This is a genomic window from Promicromonospora sp. NPDC057488 (genome assembly GCF_042802395.1).
In the GTDB taxonomy this organism is placed as follows: Bacteria; Actinomycetota; Actinomycetes; order Actinomycetales; family Cellulomonadaceae; genus Promicromonospora.
This window is the reverse complement of sequence record NZ_JBHVEG010000132.1, coordinates 1-17,895: the sequence shown is the minus strand read 5'-3', so window position 1 is coordinate 17,895 and position 17,895 is coordinate 1. Positions and strand designations below refer to the sequence as shown.

The 17,895-nt window shown below is 72.8% G+C and carries 15 protein-coding genes; 11 read left to right on the top strand and 4 right to left on the bottom strand.

From position 1 onward, the window contains the following. Positions 1 to 47 precede the first annotated feature (47 nt). The gene (locus ACFU5G_RS22065; protein WP_377249615.1) at positions 48 to 1,976 is read right to left on the bottom strand and encodes a glycoside hydrolase family 15 protein; all 1,929 of its coding nucleotides are present in this window, start codon (positions 1,974 to 1,976) and stop codon (positions 48 to 50) included. Positions 1,977 to 2,264: 288 nt separating this feature from the next. Between ACFU5G_RS22065 and ACFU5G_RS22060 the strand changes: the two genes are divergently transcribed. Together ACFU5G_RS22060 and ACFU5G_RS22055 are read left to right on the top strand one after the other, a co-directional pair. Then, positions 2,265 to 2,687, top strand: a complete 423-nt coding sequence (locus tag ACFU5G_RS22060; RefSeq protein WP_377249613.1) for a YciI family protein — start codon at positions 2,265 to 2,267, stop codon at positions 2,685 to 2,687. A gap of 37 nt (positions 2,688 to 2,724) precedes the next feature. After that, on the top strand, positions 2,725 to 4,029 hold the full coding sequence (locus ACFU5G_RS22055; RefSeq protein WP_377249611.1) for an RNA polymerase sigma factor: 1,305 nt from the start codon (positions 2,725 to 2,727) through the stop codon (positions 4,027 to 4,029). A gap of 28 nt (positions 4,030 to 4,057) precedes the next feature. Here ACFU5G_RS22055 and ACFU5G_RS22050 read toward each other — a convergent pair whose 3' ends face one another. Next, the gene (locus ACFU5G_RS22050) at positions 4,058 to 4,840 is read right to left on the bottom strand and encodes a hydroxypyruvate isomerase family protein (protein WP_377249609.1); all 783 of its coding nucleotides are present in this window, start codon (positions 4,838 to 4,840) and stop codon (positions 4,058 to 4,060) included. Between the two features lie 129 nt (positions 4,841 to 4,969). On the opposite strand from ACFU5G_RS22050, the gene ACFU5G_RS22045 reads away from it, so the two are divergent. Genes ACFU5G_RS22045 through ACFU5G_RS22015 form a run of 7 tightly spaced genes read left to right on the top strand, consistent with a single transcriptional unit; the run spans position 4,970 to position 14,171 of the window. Next, complete coding sequence (locus ACFU5G_RS22045) at positions 4,970 to 5,854, top strand: NAD(P)-dependent oxidoreductase (protein ID WP_377249607.1); 885 nt, start codon at positions 4,970 to 4,972, stop codon at positions 5,852 to 5,854. Then, the gene (locus ACFU5G_RS22040) at positions 5,851 to 7,944 is read left to right on the top strand and encodes a beta-galactosidase trimerization domain-containing protein (RefSeq protein ID WP_377249604.1); all 2,094 of its coding nucleotides are present in this window, start codon (positions 5,851 to 5,853) and stop codon (positions 7,942 to 7,944) included. Before ACFU5G_RS22045 ends, ACFU5G_RS22040 begins: the two co-directional genes overlap by 4 nt. Then, entirely contained in the window at positions 7,937 to 8,905 is a 969-nt protein-coding gene (locus ACFU5G_RS22035; protein ID WP_377249601.1) for a D-2-hydroxyacid dehydrogenase, read from the top strand. The genes ACFU5G_RS22040 and ACFU5G_RS22035 overlap by 8 nt, the downstream gene beginning before the upstream one ends. A gap of 55 nt (positions 8,906 to 8,960) precedes the next feature. Next, entirely contained in the window at positions 8,961 to 10,250 is a 1,290-nt protein-coding gene (locus ACFU5G_RS22030; RefSeq protein ID WP_377249599.1) for an ABC transporter substrate-binding protein, read from the top strand. Next, on the top strand, positions 10,250 to 11,245 hold the full coding sequence (locus ACFU5G_RS22025) for a carbohydrate ABC transporter permease (protein WP_377249618.1): 996 nt from the start codon (positions 10,250 to 10,252) through the stop codon (positions 11,243 to 11,245). Before ACFU5G_RS22030 ends, ACFU5G_RS22025 begins: the two co-directional genes overlap by 1 nt. Continuing rightward, complete coding sequence (locus ACFU5G_RS22020; RefSeq protein WP_377249597.1) at positions 11,245 to 12,090, top strand: carbohydrate ABC transporter permease; 846 nt, start codon at positions 11,245 to 11,247, stop codon at positions 12,088 to 12,090. Before ACFU5G_RS22025 ends, ACFU5G_RS22020 begins: the two co-directional genes overlap by 1 nt. Continuing rightward, positions 12,087 to 14,171, top strand: a complete 2,085-nt coding sequence (locus ACFU5G_RS22015; RefSeq protein ID WP_377249595.1) for an alpha-amylase family protein — start codon at positions 12,087 to 12,089, stop codon at positions 14,169 to 14,171. The genes ACFU5G_RS22020 and ACFU5G_RS22015 overlap by 4 nt, the downstream gene beginning before the upstream one ends. A gap of 104 nt (positions 14,172 to 14,275) precedes the next feature. Here ACFU5G_RS22015 and ACFU5G_RS22010 read toward each other — a convergent pair whose 3' ends face one another. Beyond that, positions 14,276 to 15,334, bottom strand: coding sequence for a LacI family DNA-binding transcriptional regulator (locus ACFU5G_RS22010; protein ID WP_377249592.1), 1,059 nt, complete (start codon positions 15,332 to 15,334; stop codon positions 14,276 to 14,278). A 54-nt stretch (positions 15,335 to 15,388) separates the two neighbouring features. Continuing rightward, on the bottom strand, positions 15,389 to 16,384 hold the full coding sequence (locus ACFU5G_RS22005) for a DMT family transporter (RefSeq protein WP_377249589.1): 996 nt from the start codon (positions 16,382 to 16,384) through the stop codon (positions 15,389 to 15,391). A gap of 82 nt (positions 16,385 to 16,466) precedes the next feature. Here ACFU5G_RS22005 and ACFU5G_RS22000 point away from each other — a divergent pair, with 82 nt between their 5' ends. Continuing rightward, positions 16,467 to 17,378 carry a LysR family transcriptional regulator gene (locus tag ACFU5G_RS22000; protein ID WP_377249587.1) on the top strand — a complete coding sequence of 304 codons (912 nt, stop codon included), beginning with the start codon at positions 16,467 to 16,469 and terminating at the stop codon, positions 17,376 to 17,378. A 58-nt stretch (positions 17,379 to 17,436) separates the two neighbouring features. After that, the gene (locus ACFU5G_RS21995) at positions 17,437 to 17,838 is read left to right on the top strand and encodes an FKBP-type peptidyl-prolyl cis-trans isomerase (protein ID WP_020017035.1); all 402 of its coding nucleotides are present in this window, start codon (positions 17,437 to 17,439) and stop codon (positions 17,836 to 17,838) included. Positions 17,839 to 17,895: the final 57 nt, after the last annotated feature.

Here is a 17,895-nt window from a genome sequence, read left to right as displayed (position 1 = left end):
GCCGAAGCCGGAGGGCGAGGACCCCGCACTCGACGGGGAGAGACGGATCAGTGCGGGCGGGGCACCCCGAAGTAGCCCTTCTCGGCCTCGCCGCTCTCCGCCTTGATCACGTGCATCACGGCGTTGATCAGGGCCAGGTGCGTGAACGCCTGCGGGAAGTTGCCCAGGTGCCGGCCGCTGCCGGGCTCGATCTCCTCCGCGTAGAGGTCGAGCGACGACGCGTAGCCGAGCAGCCGCTCGCACAGCGCGCGGGCCCGCTCCACCTCGCCGATCTCGACCAGCGCGGACACCAGCCAGAACGAGCAGATGGTGAACGAGCCCTCCTCGCCCTGCAGACCGTCGTCGGTCTCGTCGGTGCGGTAGCGCAGCACCAGGCCGTCCTCGGTGAGCTCGTCCGCGATCGCGAGCACCGTGGCCCGGACCCGCGGGTCGTCCGACGGCAGGAACCGCAGCAGCGGCACCAGCAGCAGCGACGCGTCCAGCGCGGGGTCGCCGTAGCGCTGCGTGAAGACGCCGCGATCGTCCACGCCCTTGGTGCAGATGTCGTCGGCGATCTCGTCGGCGATCTTCTGCCACGACTTGGCGTAGTCGGGCTCGTCGTACAGCCGCGCGAGCTTGGCGCCGCGGTCCATCGCCACCCAGCACATGAGCTTGGAGCTGGTGAAGTGCTGCGGCTCGCCGCGCACCTCCCAGATGCCCCGGTCCGGCTCGTGCCAGTGCTTCATGGCCTCCTCGACCTGCCGCTTGAGGATGGGCCACAGCGACTCGGGGAGCTGGTCGCGCGACTTGGCGTGCAGCCACACCGAGTCGAGCACCGCGCCCCACACGTCGTGCTGGCGCTGGTCGTACGCGGCGTTGCCGACGCGGACCGGCTGGGCGCCCTCGTAGCCGGACAGGTGCGGCAGCTCGAACTCCTCCAGCGTCTCCTCACCGCCCACGCCGTACATGATCTGGAGCTGCCGGTTGTCGCGGCAGACGTCCTGGATGAACGAGAAGAAGTCGTTCGCCTCGCGCTCCAGGCCCAGCGTGTACAGCCCCCACAGCGCGAAGGTCGAGTCGCGGATCCACGCGTACCGGTAGTCCCAGTTGCGCTCGCCGCCCGGGGTCTCGGGCAGGGACGTGGTCGCCGCGGCGATCAGCGCGCCGGTGGGGGAGTAGGTCAGCCCCTTCAGGGTGAGCGCCGACCGCTGCAGGTAGACGCGCCACGGGTGGTCGGGGAACGTGCCCTGCGTGATCCAGTCGCGCCAGAACCGCTCGGTGCGCCACATCGCGTCGAGGGCTCCCGCATAGGTGGTGGGCGGCTCCTGCGAGCCCCAGGACATCGCCACGAAGTGCTCGGCGCCCTGCGTCATCCGCGTGCGCGCCGTGGCCCGCTTGCCCTCCAGGCCGAACCGCAGGCTGGAGCGCAGGTGCAGGTCGGGCGTGGCGTCGCCGACGTGCGCGACGACGTCCGAGTACCCGCTGTTCTTGTACGCCCAGTCGACCTCGGCGCGCGCGTAGTCCGGGCGGGGCTCGCACTCGACCTCGAGGTCCACGGTGCCCGACACGCACTTGATGGTGCGCAGCAGGATGTGCTCGGCGTCGTCGTCGGTGGGGGTGCGGCGGTGCGTGCCCGAACGCGACTCCAGGTCGTGCCACGGCCCCATCAGCATGGCGTCCCGCACCACGAGCCAGCCCGTCTCGGTTTGCCACGTGGTCTCGAGGATCAGCGTGCCGGGCAGGTAGCGGCGTGCGACGGGCACGCGCACGCCGTGCGGGCCCACCCGGAAGTGGCCGGCTCCCCGGTCGAGGATCTTGGCGAAGATGCTGGGCGAGTCGGGGCGGGGCAGGCACATCCACTCCACGCTGCCCGACGGCGCGATGAGCGCGTTGGCCTCGCAGTCGGACAGGAAACCGTACTCACCGATGTGCGGGAACTTGCTGCGCCCGTCCCAGGTCTGCGGAAAGAGGCCCTCGCTCGATCTGTGACCTCTCACCGGGCCCGGGTTCACGGGCGTCGGCATCTGAGCACCCGCGGAGGGCGTGCCGGCGGAGGGAGCGGAGGGGGCGTCGGACCCCTGCGCGTCAATCGATTCGAGCGTCATGAGGATCAAGGGTTCCGCACTCTCCGCGCGCCTGGCAAGCCGGATCTGTGTGACGCGCGGAACCCGTCCGCATGCTCCACAAAACTGATTCCCGGGCCGTGTCGATCTGTCTGTTTCCCGTTCGACCTGTGGATGAGAAGGTCCCACCAGGGACCGGAAAACCACGAGGGAGAAGAAACCATGTCGAAGTACATGCTCATCATGCGAGCGACCGACGAGACCGTGACCGCCTACCAGAACATGGACTTCGAGAAGATCATGAACGACATGGGCGCGTTCAACGAGGAGATGATCAAGGCCGGCGTGCTGGTGGCCGGCGAGGGCCTCGAGGATGCCGCCGACTCCGTCGTCGTCGACTACTCCAGCGAGACGCCCGTGGTGACGGACGGGCCCTACGGCGAGACCAAGGAGCTGTTCAACGGCTTCTGGATCCTGGAGGTGGCCTCCAAGGAGGAGGCCGTCGAGTGGGCCAAGCGCGCGCCGCTGGCCGGTCCGGGCAGCAAGGCGGAGATCCGCAAGGTCACCGAGCTCGACCAGTTCCCGCAGGACAACGAGCACATCCAGAAGGAGCGGGCCTGGCGCGAGTCCACCGGCCAGCTCTGAGCCGGACCGGTAGCGAACGGGCTGGGAGGGAGCAGGGATGGACGACGACGCGGCGCGGCGGGCCGTCGAGGCGGTCTGGCGGATCGAGTCGGCGCGCATCGTCGGCGCCCTGACCCGCTACACCCGCGACTTCGAGCTCGCCGAGGACGTGGCCCAGGAGGCGCTCGCGGAGGCGCTCGTCTCCTGGCCGCGCGACGGCACGCCGCGGGACCCCGCGGCCTGGCTCATCGCGACGGCCCGGCGCCGGGCGATCGACGCCTACCGCCGTCGGGCGGGGCGGGACGAGCGGTACGCGGCGCTCGCCCACGGCCTCGCCGAGGGCGAGGTCGCGGTGGGCGGCCCGACGGCGCCCGGGCCGGGCGCCGGCGCGGGCGACCCGGGCGCCGAGCCGGCTCTGCTCGACCCCGACCGGATCGACGACGACGTGCTCGCCCTCATGTTCGTCTCGTGCCACCCCGTGCTGTCGCGGGAGGCGCGCATCGCGCTGACCCTGCGCGTGGTGGGCGGCCTGACCAGCGACGAGATCGCGCGCGCGTTCCTCGTGCCGGTCGCGACGGTCCAGGCGCGCATCACGCGCGCCAAGAAGACGATCGCGGCGGCGCAGGTCCCGTTCGAGGTGCCCGACGGCGCGGACCGGGCCGCCCGGCTCTCGTCGGTGCGGAACGTGCTGTACGTGATCTTCACGGAGGGCTCGTCCGCGACGTCGGGCGAGGACTGGATCCGGCACGACCTGGCGCGCGAGGCCGTGCGCCTGACGCGCGTGCTCACCCGGCTCGCCCCGGAGCCCGAGACCTTCGGGCTGCTCGCGCTGCTGGAGCTCACCTCCGCCCGGTTCCCGGCCCGGACGGGGCCGTCGGGGGAGCCGATCCTCCTGGAGGACCAGGACCGGCGGCGCTGGGACCGGGCGGCGATCACCCGCGGCCGGGCGGCGCTGCGCCGCGCCGTCGGGCCCGAGGGCATGGGCGCGTACGCGCTGCAGGCGGGGATCGCGGAGTGCCACGCGGTGGCCCGGTCCGTGCCGGAGACCGACTGGGAGCGGATCGTGCTGCTCTACGAGGCGCTCGGCCGCATCGCGCCCTCGCCGGTCGTCGACCTGAACCGGGCCGTGGCCGTGGCGATGGCGCACGGGCCCGACCTCGGGCTGCGCGTCGTGGACGGGCTGGCCGAGCAGGGCGTGCTGGCCGGTTCGCACCTGCTGCCCGGGGTGCGCGGCGAGCTGCTGTCCCGGCTCGGCCGCACCGCGGAGGCCCGCGGCGAGTACCTCCGCGCGGCCGAGCTCTGCGGCAACACGGCGGAGCGGGCGGTCCTGGAGTCGAAGGCGGCGGCCCTCCTGGCGCCCTGACCCGCCCCTCGGCGGGCCAGGGGGTCGGTCACGGGAGCCAGGCGAGGGTCTGTTCCGTCTCAGTCGTGGGGCGGTACTCGCAGCCCACCCAGCCCGCGTAGCCCGACGCGTCCAGCGTGCGGAAGAAGGACGTGAAGTCGATCGTGCCCGTGCCCGGTTCGCCGCGGCCGGGGGAGTCGGCCACCTGGACGTGGCCGACGGCGTCGATCACCCGCCCGATGTCCGCCACCACGTCCGCGCCGTTGTTGTGCAGGTGGTAGGCGTCGAAGAGGACGGCGGCGCCGGCGCCCACCCGGTCGGCCACGGCCAGCGCGTCCTCCAGGGTGCGCACCGGGTAGTCCCCGTTCTCGCCGTCGGTCAGGGGCTCGACCAGCACCGTCGCGCCGACGTCGCCGAGCGCGTCCACCGCGCGGCGCAGGTTGAGCGTGGCGGTCTCGTCCTGGTCGGCGGCCGGGACGCCGGGCAGGCGCTGCCCGTAGAGCGCGTTGACCCGGGCGCAGCCGGTCGCCTCGACGATGGTCCGGACGACCGCGAGGTTCGCCGCCAGCTCCGCGGTGCGGCCGGGATGGGAGACGACGCCGCGCTCGCCGGCGGGCATGTCCCCGGCGAACAGGTTGATCCCGGTCAGCCGCACGTCGGCGGCCTCGAGCGCGCTCACGAAGGCCGCCACCCGAGCCGTTGACGGGTCCGGGTCGGCGAACGGCCACCAGCACTCCACCGCCTCGAACCCGGCGGCGCGGGCGCGGGCGAACCGCTCCGGCAGCGGCACCTCGCTGAACAGGAGGGAGACGTTGGCGGCGAACCTGGGCATCGAACTCTCCGATCTCGGGGCATTGACCGTGACAGGTATATCGAAATACCCTTCCTCAGGCCAGGGTTGACACGCAAGCGAGATCAGCCTGATCAATCGTTAGATCATCGAACGAGGGAGTTCGGTCAGATGGCAGTCGTGGGCTTTGTCGGGCTGGGCGTCATGGGGCGGCCGATGGCGGCCAACCTCGTCCGCGCCGGGCACGAGGTACGGGCGTTCAGCCGGGGCGACGCGGGCCGGGCGAGCGCGGCCGGGCTCGGGGTACCGGTCGTGGCGAGCGTCCCGGAGGCGGTCCGGGGCGCCGACGTCGTGATCACGATGCTCCCCGACACCCCGGACGTCCGGGCCGTCGCGCTCGGCCCGGACGGTGTGCTCGAGCACCTCGCGCCGGCCGGTGCCTACATCGACATGAGCACCGTCGAGCCCGGTGCCGCGCGCGAGATCGCGGAGCGGTTCGCGGCGGCGGGCCACGACACGCTCGACGCACCTGTCTCCGGCGGGGAGGCCGGGGCGCGCGAGGGCACGCTCTCGATCATGGTCGGCGGACCGGTCGCCGCGTTCGAGCGCTGGCGCGAGCTGCTCGGGGCCATGGGGACCACCGTCGTACGGGTCGGCGACGCGGGCGGCGGGCAGGTGGTCAAGGCCGCCAACCAGCTCGTCGTCGCCACGCACCTCCAGGCGCTCGCCGAGGCCGTCGTGTTCCTGGAGGCCCACGACGCCGACGTCGCCACGGCGCTCTCCGTGATCGCCCGCGGGCTCGGCGGCAGCACCGTGATCGACCGCAAGGCCGACGGTGTGCTGGCCGGGGACTTCGAGCCCGGCTTCCGTGTGGCGCTGCACCACAAGGACCTGGGCATCGTCGAGGACGCCGCGCGGGCCCGCGGGGCGGTGCTCCCCGTGACTGCCGTCGTCGGACGGTTGGTCCAGTCACTCGTGCTGCGCGGGGACGGCGGTCTCGACCACTCGGCGCTGGTGACCCTGGCCCGCGAGCTGAACGGGGCGGTGGACCGATGAGCCTGACCACCCAGCGCCCGGGCACCGGCGAGCAGGTGCGCCCCGGCTGGTGGGACCAGCCGTTCGGGGTGTTCCAGACCAACCTCCGTGAGATCGACGCGGACCTCGACGTCGAGCGCACGCTGGACGCCGTCGAGGAGCACGGCGCGAACGTCTGGTTGCTCAACGTGGGCGGCATCCTCTCCCACTACCCGACGCGGCTCGACTTCCAGACCGCCAACCCTTACCTGGCCGGGCGGGCGAGCGGCGACCTCGTCGGGGACGCGCTGACGGCCGCCCGGCGCCGGGGCGTGCGGCTGCTCGCACGGATGGACTTCTCGAAGGTCGCGCCGGCGATCGCGGACGCGCACCCGGAGTGGCTCTACGTCTCCCCGGCGGGCGCGCGCCAGGAGTTCGAGGGCCTGGTCAGCGTCTGTCCCAGCGCCGGCTACCAGCAGGAACGCCTCTTCGACGTGCTCGACGAGGTGCTGGGCCGCTATGACGTGGACGGGTTCTTCTTCAACTGGTTCGGCTTCAACGAGGTGGACTACGCCGGCCGTGTGCACGGCGTGTGCCACTGCGCCGCGTGCGTCACCGGCTTTCGCGAGCACACGGGGCTCGACCGGCTTCCGGACCGCGCGGGCGACGCGGGCTACCGGCAGTGGCGGGGCTACGCCGCGGCGACGATCGAGGCGCTCACCGCCCGGGTCCGGGCCCACATCGCCGCGCTGCGCCCCGACGCCGGGCTCATCCTCGGCACGGCGGCCGACGTGCTGTTCCACGAGGCGAACAACGCGATCGGGCGCACCCTGTGGCCCTACGCCACCGGCGAGGCGGTCAGCGCGCTGCGGTCGGCGCGCCCCGGCAAGCCCGTGCTGGTCAACGCCGTCGCGTTCTGGGACATGCCGTACCGGCTGGCCGACGAGCAGCCCGAGATGCTCGGCCAGTACCTCGCCCAGGCGATCTCGCGCGGCGCCAACCCGTCGACCTACATCATGGGACCCACCGGCCGCATCGCCTACGGCGGCCTGTCCGCGGCCGCCGAGGTCACGCGGTTCCACCGCGACCACCGGCTCGACTACACCGGGCTCGCGCCCGCGGCCGAGGTGGGGCTCGTCCGGCCCGACCCGCTCGACGACGACGGCCGGTACGGTACCGGCACCGCCGAGCACCGCGGGCTGCTCGCCGGCCTGGTCGAACGGCACGTGCCCTTCGACGTCGTGCCCGCCGGGGCGCTGGAGTCCGTGGCCCTGCCCGAGCGCTTCCGGGTGCTCGTGCTGCCCGACCTGCCCTCCCTGTCGGCCGGCGCCGTCGCCGCCCTCGACCGGTTCGTCCGGGCCGGCGGCTCGCTGGTGGCCACCGGCCGCAGCGGCATCGGGACCGACGGGTCGGTGGTCGAGTGGTTCCCGGCGCAGGCCCAGACCGCCGTCGACACCGACCGGGACGTGGTGAAGTCGAGCTACGTCCAGCTGGACGACGCCTCCTCGGTCGAGGGCGCGCTGCTCGTGCCGCGGCACGGCCGCCACCACCGGGTGACCTGGCGGGCGGACGCCGCGGCGCGGTACCGCCTCGTCGAGCACGCCCCGTACGGCCCGCCGGAGAAGGCCTACGGCCACGTGCCGGGCACCGAGCCTGTCTGCGGGGAACGCCGGCACGGGTCCGGCACCGTGGTCCAGCTCCCCTGGGTGGTGGGCACGGCGTACCAGGACACCCGGCTGACCCGGCTGCGCGACGTCGCGGTCGACCTCGTCGTCGAACGGCTGAGCGACCGGCCCGGTGGCCGGCTGCCGGTCGTCGTCGAGGCGCCGGAGCAGGTCGAGGTCGTCGTCGGGCGCTCGGCGGCGGGGCTCGTGGTCCACCTGCTGAACCACTCCGGCCAGCGCGGCAACGGGTACGGCCCGGCGGTGCCCGTGCACGACGTCGTGCTGCGCGCGACCGGGCTCGCCGGCCGGCCGGCACGGGTGCTCGCGGGCGAGGCCACGGTGCAGGACGACGGCGCCGACCTGCTGGTCCGGATCGCCGCGGTGGCCGGGTTCGAGGTGGTCGTGATCGCGGACGGCGGCCCGGGGACCGACGACGGCCCGGCGAGCGAGGGAGGCACCCGTGGCTGAGGTCGTGGTGGTCCGGGGCGGCCAGGCCGAGCGGGTCGTGGAGCAGGTGCGCGCCGCGCACCCCGACGTCGTCGTCGCCACCGCGGACGACGCCGAGGCACTGCGCGCCGCGACCGTCGCGACGGGCCGGCTCACCGACGCCGAGGTCGCGGCGATGCCGCACCTGGCCTGGGTGCACTCGTGGGCCGCGGGCGTGGAGTCCGACGTCGGGCCCGCGCTGCGCCGTCGGGCGACGGGACCGGACGACCGGCCCGGCGTGCAGGGAGAGGTGACCGTGACGTCGTCCGCGGGCAACGGGGCGATCCCGCTCGCCGAGCAGGCGCTCATGCTCATGCTGATGCTCAGCCGCGAGGCGCTGCGCTGGGGCGAGGCCCAGCGGGCGCACCGCTGGGAGCGGTTCACGCACGACGAGCTGTCCGGCCGCACGGTCGGCGTCTACGGCTACGGCAACGTCGGGCGCGAGCTCGCGGTGCGGGCCCGGGCGTTCGGCATGCGCGTGGTGGGGCTGCGCCGTCGTCCCGCCGAGCCGGGCGACCCGGTGGACCGCATGCTGCCCCCGGAGGCGGTGGACGAGCTGGCCGCCGTCAGCGACTTCCTCGTCGTCGCGGCGCCGCTCACCGATCAGACGGCGGGCGCGATCGGCCTGCGGACGCTGCGCGCGCTGGGCCCGGAGGGGCACCTCGTGGTGGTCTCGCGGGGCGGGATCGTGCGCGAGGCCGACCTGGTCTCCGCCGTCCGCGACGGCGTGATCGCCGGGGCGGGCCTGGACGCCCACGCGACCGAACCGCTGCCGGCCGACTCACCCGTGTGGGACCTGCCTCGCACCGTCGTCACCCCGCACAACGGGGCCACGACGACCGCCACCGCGGACCGCGGCACGGCGATCTTCCTCGACAACCTGGACCGATGGCTCGCGCGGCGGCCGCTGCGCAACGTCGTCGACGTCGGGCGACTGCCCTGACACCGCCCGTCCCGGCACACCACTCCGTACAACGACGTACTGAAAGAAGGACACCATGTCAGACCTCACTCGCCGGTCGTTCCTCACGTGGACGGGGATGGGGGCGCTCTCGGTCGCCGCCATGTCCCTCGCTGGCTGCTCGTCCTCCGGCTCCTCGGGAGGCGGCGACTCGGTCCGCTTCGCCTGGTGGGGCGGCTCCGACCGGCAGCGCGCCTACCTGGCGGCGCTCGACGCGTTCACCGCTGAGCACCCCGAGATCAAGGTCGCCCCGGAGTTCGGCGACTACGACGCCTACCAGGAGCGCATGACCACGCAGATGGCGGCACGCGACGTGCCCGACGTCTTCTGGATCCCGTCACCCGCCGTGCTGACCTACCGCGACGCGGGGCTGTACCGCGACCTCGACGGCGTCGAGGGCCTGGACCTCGCCGCGTTCGGCGCGGACCAGGTCGAGACCTTCAAGCTCGGCGGCGAGCTGAACACGCTGCCCAAGTCGATCTTCAGCCCGGTGGTGCGCTGGAACACCACGTTCCAGGAGGAGGACGGGGTCTCCCTGCCCGACCAGCTCAGCTGGGACAGCCTGGCCGAGCTGCTCGTCGACTACGCGAGGAACAACGCGGGCGGCCGCAAGGGCACCACCTACGGCCCGTACCACGACATGCCGTTCGAGTCGTTCCTGCGTCAGCGCGGCGAGGACCTGTGGACCGAGGACGGCATGCTCGGGGCGAGCGTCGACGGCGTCGCCGCCTGGATCGACTGGTGGGAGAAGCTGCGGCTGGCCGGCGCGACGACCAGCGTGAGCGAGCAGGACGGCATCGAGCCGTCCTGGTCCCAGGTGGGCGACAAGGTGCTGCTCACCTTCGCCAACTCCAACCACATCGTCGACGACGCCCAGGCGTTCCCCGACCACACGTTCGACCAGCGCGACGTGCCGGCCGCCGAGGACGCCGCGGCGGGCTACCACTTCACCTACTACAGCCGGTTCGCCATGTACTCGGGCGTGCCGGACGACCGGGTGGCGGCGGCCGCCTCGCTGATGAGCTTCAACCTCAACTCGCCCGAGCTGCTGAGCCTGGTCGGCCTGTCGGCCGGCGCGCCGCCCAACGCGGAGCTGCTCGACGCGTATGAGCCCGACGCCACCCCCGACGAGCAGAAGGTCATCGCCATCACCCGCGAGATCGCCGGGACGGAGCAGCGCCCGCGGTTCGAGGCGCCGGCCGGGTCGGGCAGCTGGCGCGACCTCATGATCCGCGAGCTCGAGGAGGTCACGCTCGGCCAGAAGCGCGTGCCCGACGCCGCGGCGGCCTTCGTCGAGGCCGTCGAGGGCGAGATAGCGGGCGCATGATGACCCTGACCTCGTCGAAGGACACCGGGCGCCGGGAACCGGGGGCGCCCGGCTCGTCCGGCTCGTCCGGCGCCGCCGGGAGCAAGCCCCCGCGCGGCCGGACCAAGGCGTCGGGCGGCACCCGCGGCCAGGGCCTGGTGGCCCACATCTTCCTGCTGCCGTGGATGATCGGCATGGTCGGCGTCACCGCCGGCCCGCTGGTCGCCTCCCTGGTGCTGGCCTTCACCGACTACGACCTGCTGAGCACGCCGCAGTTCATCGGGCTCGACAACTTCGTGCGGATGGCGGGCGACGAACGCTTCTGGGCCGCCGTCCGCGTGACGCTCGTCTACGTGCTCGTGTCGGTGCCGCTGCAGCTCGGGTTCGCGCTGTTCCTCGCCGTCGTGCTCGACAAGGGGCTGCGCGGCCTGTCGCTCTACCGCAGCGCCTTCTACCTGCCCTCCCTGCTCGGCGGCAGCGTGGCCATCGCGATCCTGTGGCGGCAGATCTTCGGGGAGAACGGCCTGGTCAACCACGTCCTGGGCTGGTTCGGCATCGAGCTGGGCTCGTGGCTCCAGGACCCGTCGCTGGCGCTGTCCACCCTGGTGGTGCTGAACGTCTGGACCTTCGGCTCGCCGATGGTGATCTTCCTGGCGGGGCTGCGGCAGATCCCCGAGGAGCTCTACGAGGCCTCGATGATCGACGGCGCCGGCCGTGTGCGGCGGTTCTGGTCGATCACCATCCCGCTGCTCACGCCGATCATCTTCCTGAACCTGATCCTGCAGATGATCAGCGCCTTCCAGGCCTTCACGCAGGCGCACGTGGTCAGCGGCGGCAGCGGCGGCCCGCTCGACTCGACCCTCTTCTACACCCTGTACATCTACCAGCGCGGCTTCGTGAACTTCGACATGGGGTACGCGTCCGCGATGGCGTGGGTGCTGCTCCTGGTCATCGCCGCCGCGACCGCCGCGAACTTCATCGTGTCGCGGCGCTGGGTCTACTACGGAGACGAATGATGGCTGCCTCTCCCACCACCTCCGTGCCGCGGCAGGTCACCCGGCACGTGGTGCTCGTCGTGTTCGTGCTGCTCATGATCTATCCGCTGCTGTGGATGGTCGTCAGCTCGTTCAAGCCGAGCAACCTGATCCTCTCCCAGACGGGGCTGTTCCCCAGCGAGATCACGCTGGAGAACTACGCCGACGGCTGGGACGCGCTCGGCTCCCCGTTCAGCCTGTTCCTGGGCAACTCGCTGCTGATCGGCGTCGGCTCCGTGCTCGGCAACCTGTTCTCGTGCTCGCTGACGGCCTACGCCCTGGCCCGGCTCAACTTCAAGATGAGCAAGGTGTACCTCGCGCTCACCCTGATGACGATCATGCTGCCGTTCCACGTGCTGGTGATCCCGCAGTACATCCTGTTCGCGGACCTGGGCTGGATCAACACCTACATCCCGCTGCTGCTGCCCAAGTTCCTCGCCACGGACGCCGTGTTCATCTTCCTGATGGTGCAGTTCATCCGGTCGCTGCCGCGTGAGCTCGACCAGGCCGCGATGATCGACGGCGCCGGACCCTTCCGCATCTTCTGGTCGGTGATCCTGCCGCTGATGCAGCCCGCGCTCATCACCACGACGATCTTCACCTTCATCTGGACGTGGAACGACTACTTCGGCCCGCTGCTGTACCTGACCCGGACCGAGCTGTACACGGTCCCGGTGGCGCTGAAGTCGCTGGTCGACACCGAGACGCAGAGCGGCATCGGCACGATGTTCGCCATGTCGCTGCTGTCCCTGGTGCCGATCGTCCTGTTCTTCATCTTCGCTCAGCGCTACATCATCAAGGGCATCGCGACGACGGGAATCAAATGACTGCTGCGCGCACCGGACTGGACGGCACCCACCGCTGGACCCAGCTCACCTTCGTGGAGAACGACCCGCTGGACTTCGACCTGGACGAGTGGGCCGACGTCATCGAGCGGACGGCGTCCACCGCGGTCTGCATCAGCGCGGGCGGCTACGTCGCGTACTACCCGACCAAGGTGCCGCTGCACCATCGCAGCACCTACCTGGGCGACCGGGACCTGCTCGGCGAGGTCGTCGACCTGGCCCGCTCGCGCGGGATGGCCGTGATGGCCCGGGTGGACCCGCACGCGGTGCACCGCGACGTCGTCGAGCGGCGGCCCGAATGGATCGCACGGACCGAGGACGGGGAGCTCCTGGAGCACTGGGCGATGCCCGGCATCTACCTCACCGACGCGTTCGGCGGGTACAGCTGGGAGCTCACGACCGAGGTGCTCCGCGAGATCGCGCGGGACTACGACGTCGACGCGCTGTTCGCCAACCGGTGGCAGGGGCACGGGCCCGGGTACACCGAGTCGACTGCGGCGGAGTTCCGGGCGGAGACGGGGCGCTCGCTGCCGACCTCGGCCGACCCGGCCGACGGCGAGGCCTGGGCGGCCTACCGCGCCTGGCGCCGGACCCGGCTCAGCGAGCTGGTGGCGCACTGGGACCGGGCCGTGCAGGACGTGGCGCCGGCCGTGCGGTTCGTGCCCAACCTGGGCTCGTTCACCGCCGCCGACCTGGAGCCGCGGGTCGCCCGGTCGGTGCCGTTCCTGCTGGTGGACCACCAGGCGCGCGGCGACGGCGAGGCTCTCTGGTCGGCGGGCCGGGACGCCAAGCGGGTACGCGCGCTGCACCCGGGCAAGCCGGTCGGGCTCATCACCTCGGTCGGGCCGGAGTCGCACGACTTCCGGTGGAAGGACTCGGTCAACGCGGCTGTCGAGACCACCGGGTGGATCGTCGACGGGTTCGTGCACGGCGCGTTCCCCTGGTTCACCAAGTTCGCCGCCCGGATCCCCGACCCGCGCTGGATCCCCGCCGTCGAGCGCGCGTTCGGGCTGCACCGCACGGTGTCCGCCGACCTCGCCGAGTCCCGGCCCGTCGCCGAGGTGCTCGTGTGGGACGCCGACGAGCGCGGCGCACCCGCCCCGGTGCGCGACGCCGCGTCCGGCGTCTACCAGGCGCTCGTCGAGCTCGGCGTCCCGTTCGAGTACGTGGGCCCGGGGTCCCTGGCGGCGCTGTCGCGGCCCGGCGTGCGGCTCGTCGTCGTGCCGGAGGTGCCGACCGTCGACGAGGCCGGCGCGGACGCCCTGCGGGCCTTCGCCGAGGGTGGGGGAGCGCTCCTGCTCACGGGCGGCGGGCCCGACGTCGTGGGGCGCGGCCCGCTGGTCACGGAGCTGCTCGGGGTCGACGTCGTCGAGCGGCGTGGCGGGATCGTGCGCAACAACTACGTGCAGCGCGAGCCCGGGGGAGCGCTGCAGGACGGCTTCGGCGACGCCCGGCGGGTCGTTGGTGGTACCCGGCTGGTGCGGTTCGCCGTGCCCGACGGCGCGGGCAGCCTCGACGTGTCCTGGCGGTTCGTGCCCGACCATCCCGACCTGCCGATGGAGGAGGTCTACCCGCGGTCGGAACCGTCGGACCCGGCGGTGCTCGGCGGCGCGGTCGGCGCGGGCCGCGTCGACGTGGTCGGCTTCAACGTGGCCGAGCTGTACTGGCAGGCGCTCCAGGCTGACCACCTGACGTTGCTGGACAACCTCGTGCGCCGCGGGCTGGGCGGGCGGGGCGCGGTCGAGCTGCGCGGCCGGGGGGTGCTCGACGTGGCGACCTGGGCCGGCGACCGGTCGTTCACGGTGCTCGCCGCCAACCTGACCGACCCGATGATGATGCGCGGGCAGCGCCGGGCGGTCTCGCCGCTCGAAGGTATCCGGGTCGTGCTTGACCTCGACCGGGTCGGGGCGCTCGCCGGCGGGCCGGTCCCGGCGGACCGGCTGCGGGTCCGCGTGCTGGCCGGCGGGGTGTGGGCGGATGCCGAGGCGCGTGTCGCGGAGGGGACGGCCGAGGTGCCGCTGCCGCCGGTCGAGGAGCTCGCCGCGGTCCGCCTCACCTGGTGACGCCGAGATAGAACCAGAGCGAAGTAGAACCAGAGCGAGATAGAACCGCAGCGTGGCTGCGGTTCTATCTCGCCCTGGTTCTATCTCGGCCAGGTCGGGGTTGGTCAGCCGCGGGCGGGACCGGTCGAGCCGCGGACGATCAGCGCCGGCTGCTCCAGCGGCACGGGTTCCTCGACCGTCTCGCCCAGCAGCGTCAGCAGCTTGGCCGCGGCCGCGCGCCCGCGCTGGAACGCGAACCGCTGGACCGTCGTCAGCGGCGGGTCCACCCACTCGCCCAGCGTGAGGCCCTCGAAGCCGACCACGGAGATGTCGTCGGGCACCCGGAGCCCGGCCGCCTGGATGGTGCGCATCCCCGCGATCGCCATGGTGTCGGTGCCGTACAGGACCGCTGTCGGCCGCACGTGACCCGCCAGGAGCGCCGCGGTCTCCTCGGCCGCCCGGGCCGGCGAGTACTCGACCGGCACGACGGCGTGCGGGCGCAGCCCGTGGTCCGCCAGCCGCCGGACGAACGCCTCGCGGCGCAGCTCGGGGAGCACGAAGTGCCGGGGCCCGCTGATGAACGCGACGCGCTCGTGGCCCAGCGACACCAGGTGGTCCACGGTCTCCGCGATCCCCGCGCTCGGCGGGTCGGCGTCCACGTACTCGATGGCCCCGGGCTCCCACGGGGCGCCGACGAGCACCGCCGGGAGGCCGAGCCGCGACATGAGCTCGGGCCGGGTGTCGCCGATCCGGGAGTTGGTGAGGATGATCCCGTCCATCCGCTGCCGCTCGGCGAGCGTGCGGTAGAAGTGCTCCTCGTCGTGCTGCCCGGTGATGAAGACGTTGAGCAGCAGCCCGTACTCCCGCGGGCTCAGCACCGACTCGATGCCCGAGATGAAGTCCATGTTCCCGGCGCCGACGCCGGGGACCTTGCTGTCGCTCGTCAGCACCAGCCCGATCGCCTGCGCGCGGGCCGTGCGCAGGGCGATCGCGGCCGCGCTGGGCCGCCAGTTGAGCTTGCGCGCCGCCTCGCGGATGCGCTCGGAGGTGGCCTCCGAGATGCGGCCGTTGCCGTTGAAGACCTTGGACACGGCACCCGCCGAGACACCCGCCAGCGCGGCCACGTCGGTGATCGTCACCCGGCCGCTGCCGCGCGGCCCGGGCGGCGTCTTCGGTGCTGTCATGGGGCGCTCATCTCGAGCGCAATCTTACGTGGTCAATCGGTGAACCAAAGGAATTCAGCGCACCCGCAGCGTCGCCACCAGGACACCCGTCAGGCACAGCGCCCCACCCACCAGCGCGACCGGGGTCGGCACCTCGCCCAGCAGCGCCCAGGACATGAGCACCGCGAGCGGCGCGGCGGCGTAGGTCGCCGCGCCGAGCCGCCCCGCCGTCGTCCGCGTGAGGGCGTAGCCCCAGGTGACGAACGCGATCGCGGTGGGGAAGACGCCCAGGTAGACGACGCTCAGGGTGGCGGACGCCGGGGCCGCGGCGACCTCGGCCAGGAGCACCGGCGTGAACGGGAGGCACGCGATCGTGCCCGCCAGGCAGCCCAGCCAGGTCATGGTCAGGGAGTCGACCTGCGGCAGCAGCCGCTTCTGCAGGATGGTGCTCCCGGCGTAGACGACGGCGGCCGCCAGCCCGAGGAGCACGCTGACCACGTCGGAGGCACCGCTGGAGGTGGCCAGCGCGATGCCGGCGACGCCCGCGAACGCGATGCCGATGCCGGCCAGGAGCCGCGCGGGGAAGCCCTCGCCCAGGGAGATCCCGGCGAACACCGCGATGAGGATCGGCGCCAGGCCCACCAGCAGGGAGGCGGTGCCGGCGTCGAGGGTGCGCTCCGCGGCGTTCAGGGCGAGGTTGTACAGCCCGAACCACAGCACGCCCCAGACGGAGACGCCCACCAGCGCCCGGCCGCGCGGCAGCCGGAGCTTGCCGGCCAGGCCGGCGATGACCGTGAGCGCGAGCGTGCCCACGAGGATGCGGCCCAGGGTGAGGGCGCCCGGCGTGTAGTCGAAGCCGGCCGACCGGATGCCGATGAACGCCGAGCCCCACAGGACGACGGTCACCGCGGCGGCCGCCGGGACGAGCCAGCGGTTCGTCGCCGGCGGGGCGGCCGGGGCGGGCGGCGGGGCAGCCGACGAGGTGGAAGGAGTGACGGCGGTGCTCATGCCCGGAACTCTGCCCGGCGCGAGCGGCGAGGTCTGGCGGCTATCGGCCGTGGCGTTGGTCATGGTGCGATCCTGGCCCCGAACTACTGTGAAGCACCAGCGACTATTCCTTCATCTGGATTCAGTCTCGCTGTACAGTGGCCACATGCTCGACGTCCACCGCCTCCGCGTCTTCCGCTCCGTCGTCGCGTCCGGTTCCATCGGCGCCGCGGCGGCGAACCTCGGGTACACGCCGTCCGCCGTCAGCCAGCACGTCTCCGCGCTCCAGCGCGAGACCGGGCTCAAGCTGCTGGCGCGGCACGGCCGCGGCATCCGGCCCACGGCCGCCGGGCGTGCCCTGGCCGCGCAGGCCGACGGGGTGCTCGAACGGCTCGGCGAGGCCGAGTCCATGGTGGCCGACCTGCGCGCCGGCCGGACCGGCTCGCTCTCGATCGCCTACTTCGCCTCCGTCGGCTCGGCCTGGCTGCCCGACGTGGTCCGCGTGATCACGACGAGCTTCCCGGGTGTGCGTCTCGACCTGGAGCTCGCCGAGCACATCCCCGACAAGACCGAGGACCGGGCCGACCTGCAGGTCGCCGTGGCCCAGACGGGGTTCGACCCCGGCAGCGGGTTCACGGCCCACCACCTGCTGGACGACCCGTACGTCGCCGTCCTGCCGCGCGGTCACCGGTTCGCCGACCTGCCGGAGATCGAGCTCGCCGAGCTGGCCGACGAGTCGTGGGTGGACAACGACTTCGCACGGGGCTGGTGCCGGCGCAACCTCCTGGAGGCGTGCACCGCCGCGGGGTTCAGCCCCACCTTCCACGTCGAGGCGCACGACTACCCGACGGCCGTCGCGTTCGTCGAGGCCGGGATCGGCATGACGGTGCTGCCCGAGCTCGGCGCGGTCCAGCTCCCGGCCGGCACCGTGGCGGTGCCGGTGGTGCGGCCCACCCCCGTGCGCTCGATCTATGCCGTCGTGCAGGACGCCGTGGCGCACACCCCGCCCGCGATCGCCGCGCTGGAGGCGCTGCGCCGGGCCGCCGTCGCTTCGCGGGCAGCGGTGGTGGCCGCATAGGGTGGGCAGGTACCCGACGCCGGGCAATCGGCGTCATCCCGAGCGAGAGGCAATCCTCGTGACCACGCTTCCTACCGCCTCCGGGTCCTTCGGCGACAAGCCGGAGCTGACCTTCCCCGAGGGTGGCGCGCCCTCCGGCCTGCAGGTGCAGGTGCTCTCCGAGGGCAACGGGCCGGTCGTCGAGTCCGGCCGCACCATCGTGGTGAACTACCTGGGCCAGACCTGGGGCGGCCACGTGTTCGACAACTCCTACGACCGCGGCACCACGATCGACTTCCCGATCGGCGTCGGCGCCGTCATCGGTGGCTGGGACAAGGGCATGGTCGGCCAGAACGTCGGCTCGCGCCTGCTGCTCTCGATCCCGCCGGAGCACGGCTACGGTGCGCGCGGCGTGCCGCAGGCCGGCATCGGCGGCGGTGACACGCTCGTCTTCGTGGTGGACGTCGTCGACGTCAAGTGACGCGTCCCTGAACTGACGAGTGCGGGGTGTCCGCCGGGCCGATGGCTCGACGGACAC

Bases quoted from the DNA above. Each gene is read 5' to 3' on its own strand.
- ACFU5G_RS22000 (WP_377249587.1), top strand. From the start codon at position 16,467: ATGCTCGACGTCCACCGCCTCCGCGTCTTCCGCTCCGTCGTCGCGTCC.
- ACFU5G_RS22055 (WP_377249611.1), top strand. From the start codon at position 2,725: ATGGACGACGACGCGGCGCGGCGGGCCGTCGAGGCGGTCTGGCGGATC.
- ACFU5G_RS22030 (WP_377249599.1), top strand. From the start codon at position 8,961: ATGTCAGACCTCACTCGCCGGTCGTTCCTCACGTGGACGGGGATGGGG.
- ACFU5G_RS22045 (WP_377249607.1), top strand. From the start codon at position 4,970: ATGGCAGTCGTGGGCTTTGTCGGGCTGGGCGTCATGGGGCGGCCGATG.
- ACFU5G_RS22010 (WP_377249592.1), bottom strand. From the start codon at position 15,334: ATGACAGCACCGAAGACGCCGCCCGGGCCGCGCGGCAGCGGCCGGGTG.
- ACFU5G_RS22025 (WP_377249618.1), top strand. From the start codon at position 10,250: ATGACCCTGACCTCGTCGAAGGACACCGGGCGCCGGGAACCGGGGGCG.
- ACFU5G_RS22040 (WP_377249604.1), top strand. From the start codon at position 5,851: ATGAGCCTGACCACCCAGCGCCCGGGCACCGGCGAGCAGGTGCGCCCC.
- ACFU5G_RS22015 (WP_377249595.1), top strand. From the start codon at position 12,087: ATGACTGCTGCGCGCACCGGACTGGACGGCACCCACCGCTGGACCCAG.
- ACFU5G_RS22020 (WP_377249597.1), top strand. From the start codon at position 11,245: ATGGCTGCCTCTCCCACCACCTCCGTGCCGCGGCAGGTCACCCGGCAC.
- ACFU5G_RS22050 (WP_377249609.1), bottom strand. From the start codon at position 4,840: ATGCCCAGGTTCGCCGCCAACGTCTCCCTCCTGTTCAGCGAGGTGCCG.
- ACFU5G_RS22005 (WP_377249589.1), bottom strand. From the start codon at position 16,384: ATGACCAACGCCACGGCCGATAGCCGCCAGACCTCGCCGCTCGCGCCG.
- ACFU5G_RS22060 (WP_377249613.1), top strand. From the start codon at position 2,265: ATGTCGAAGTACATGCTCATCATGCGAGCGACCGACGAGACCGTGACC.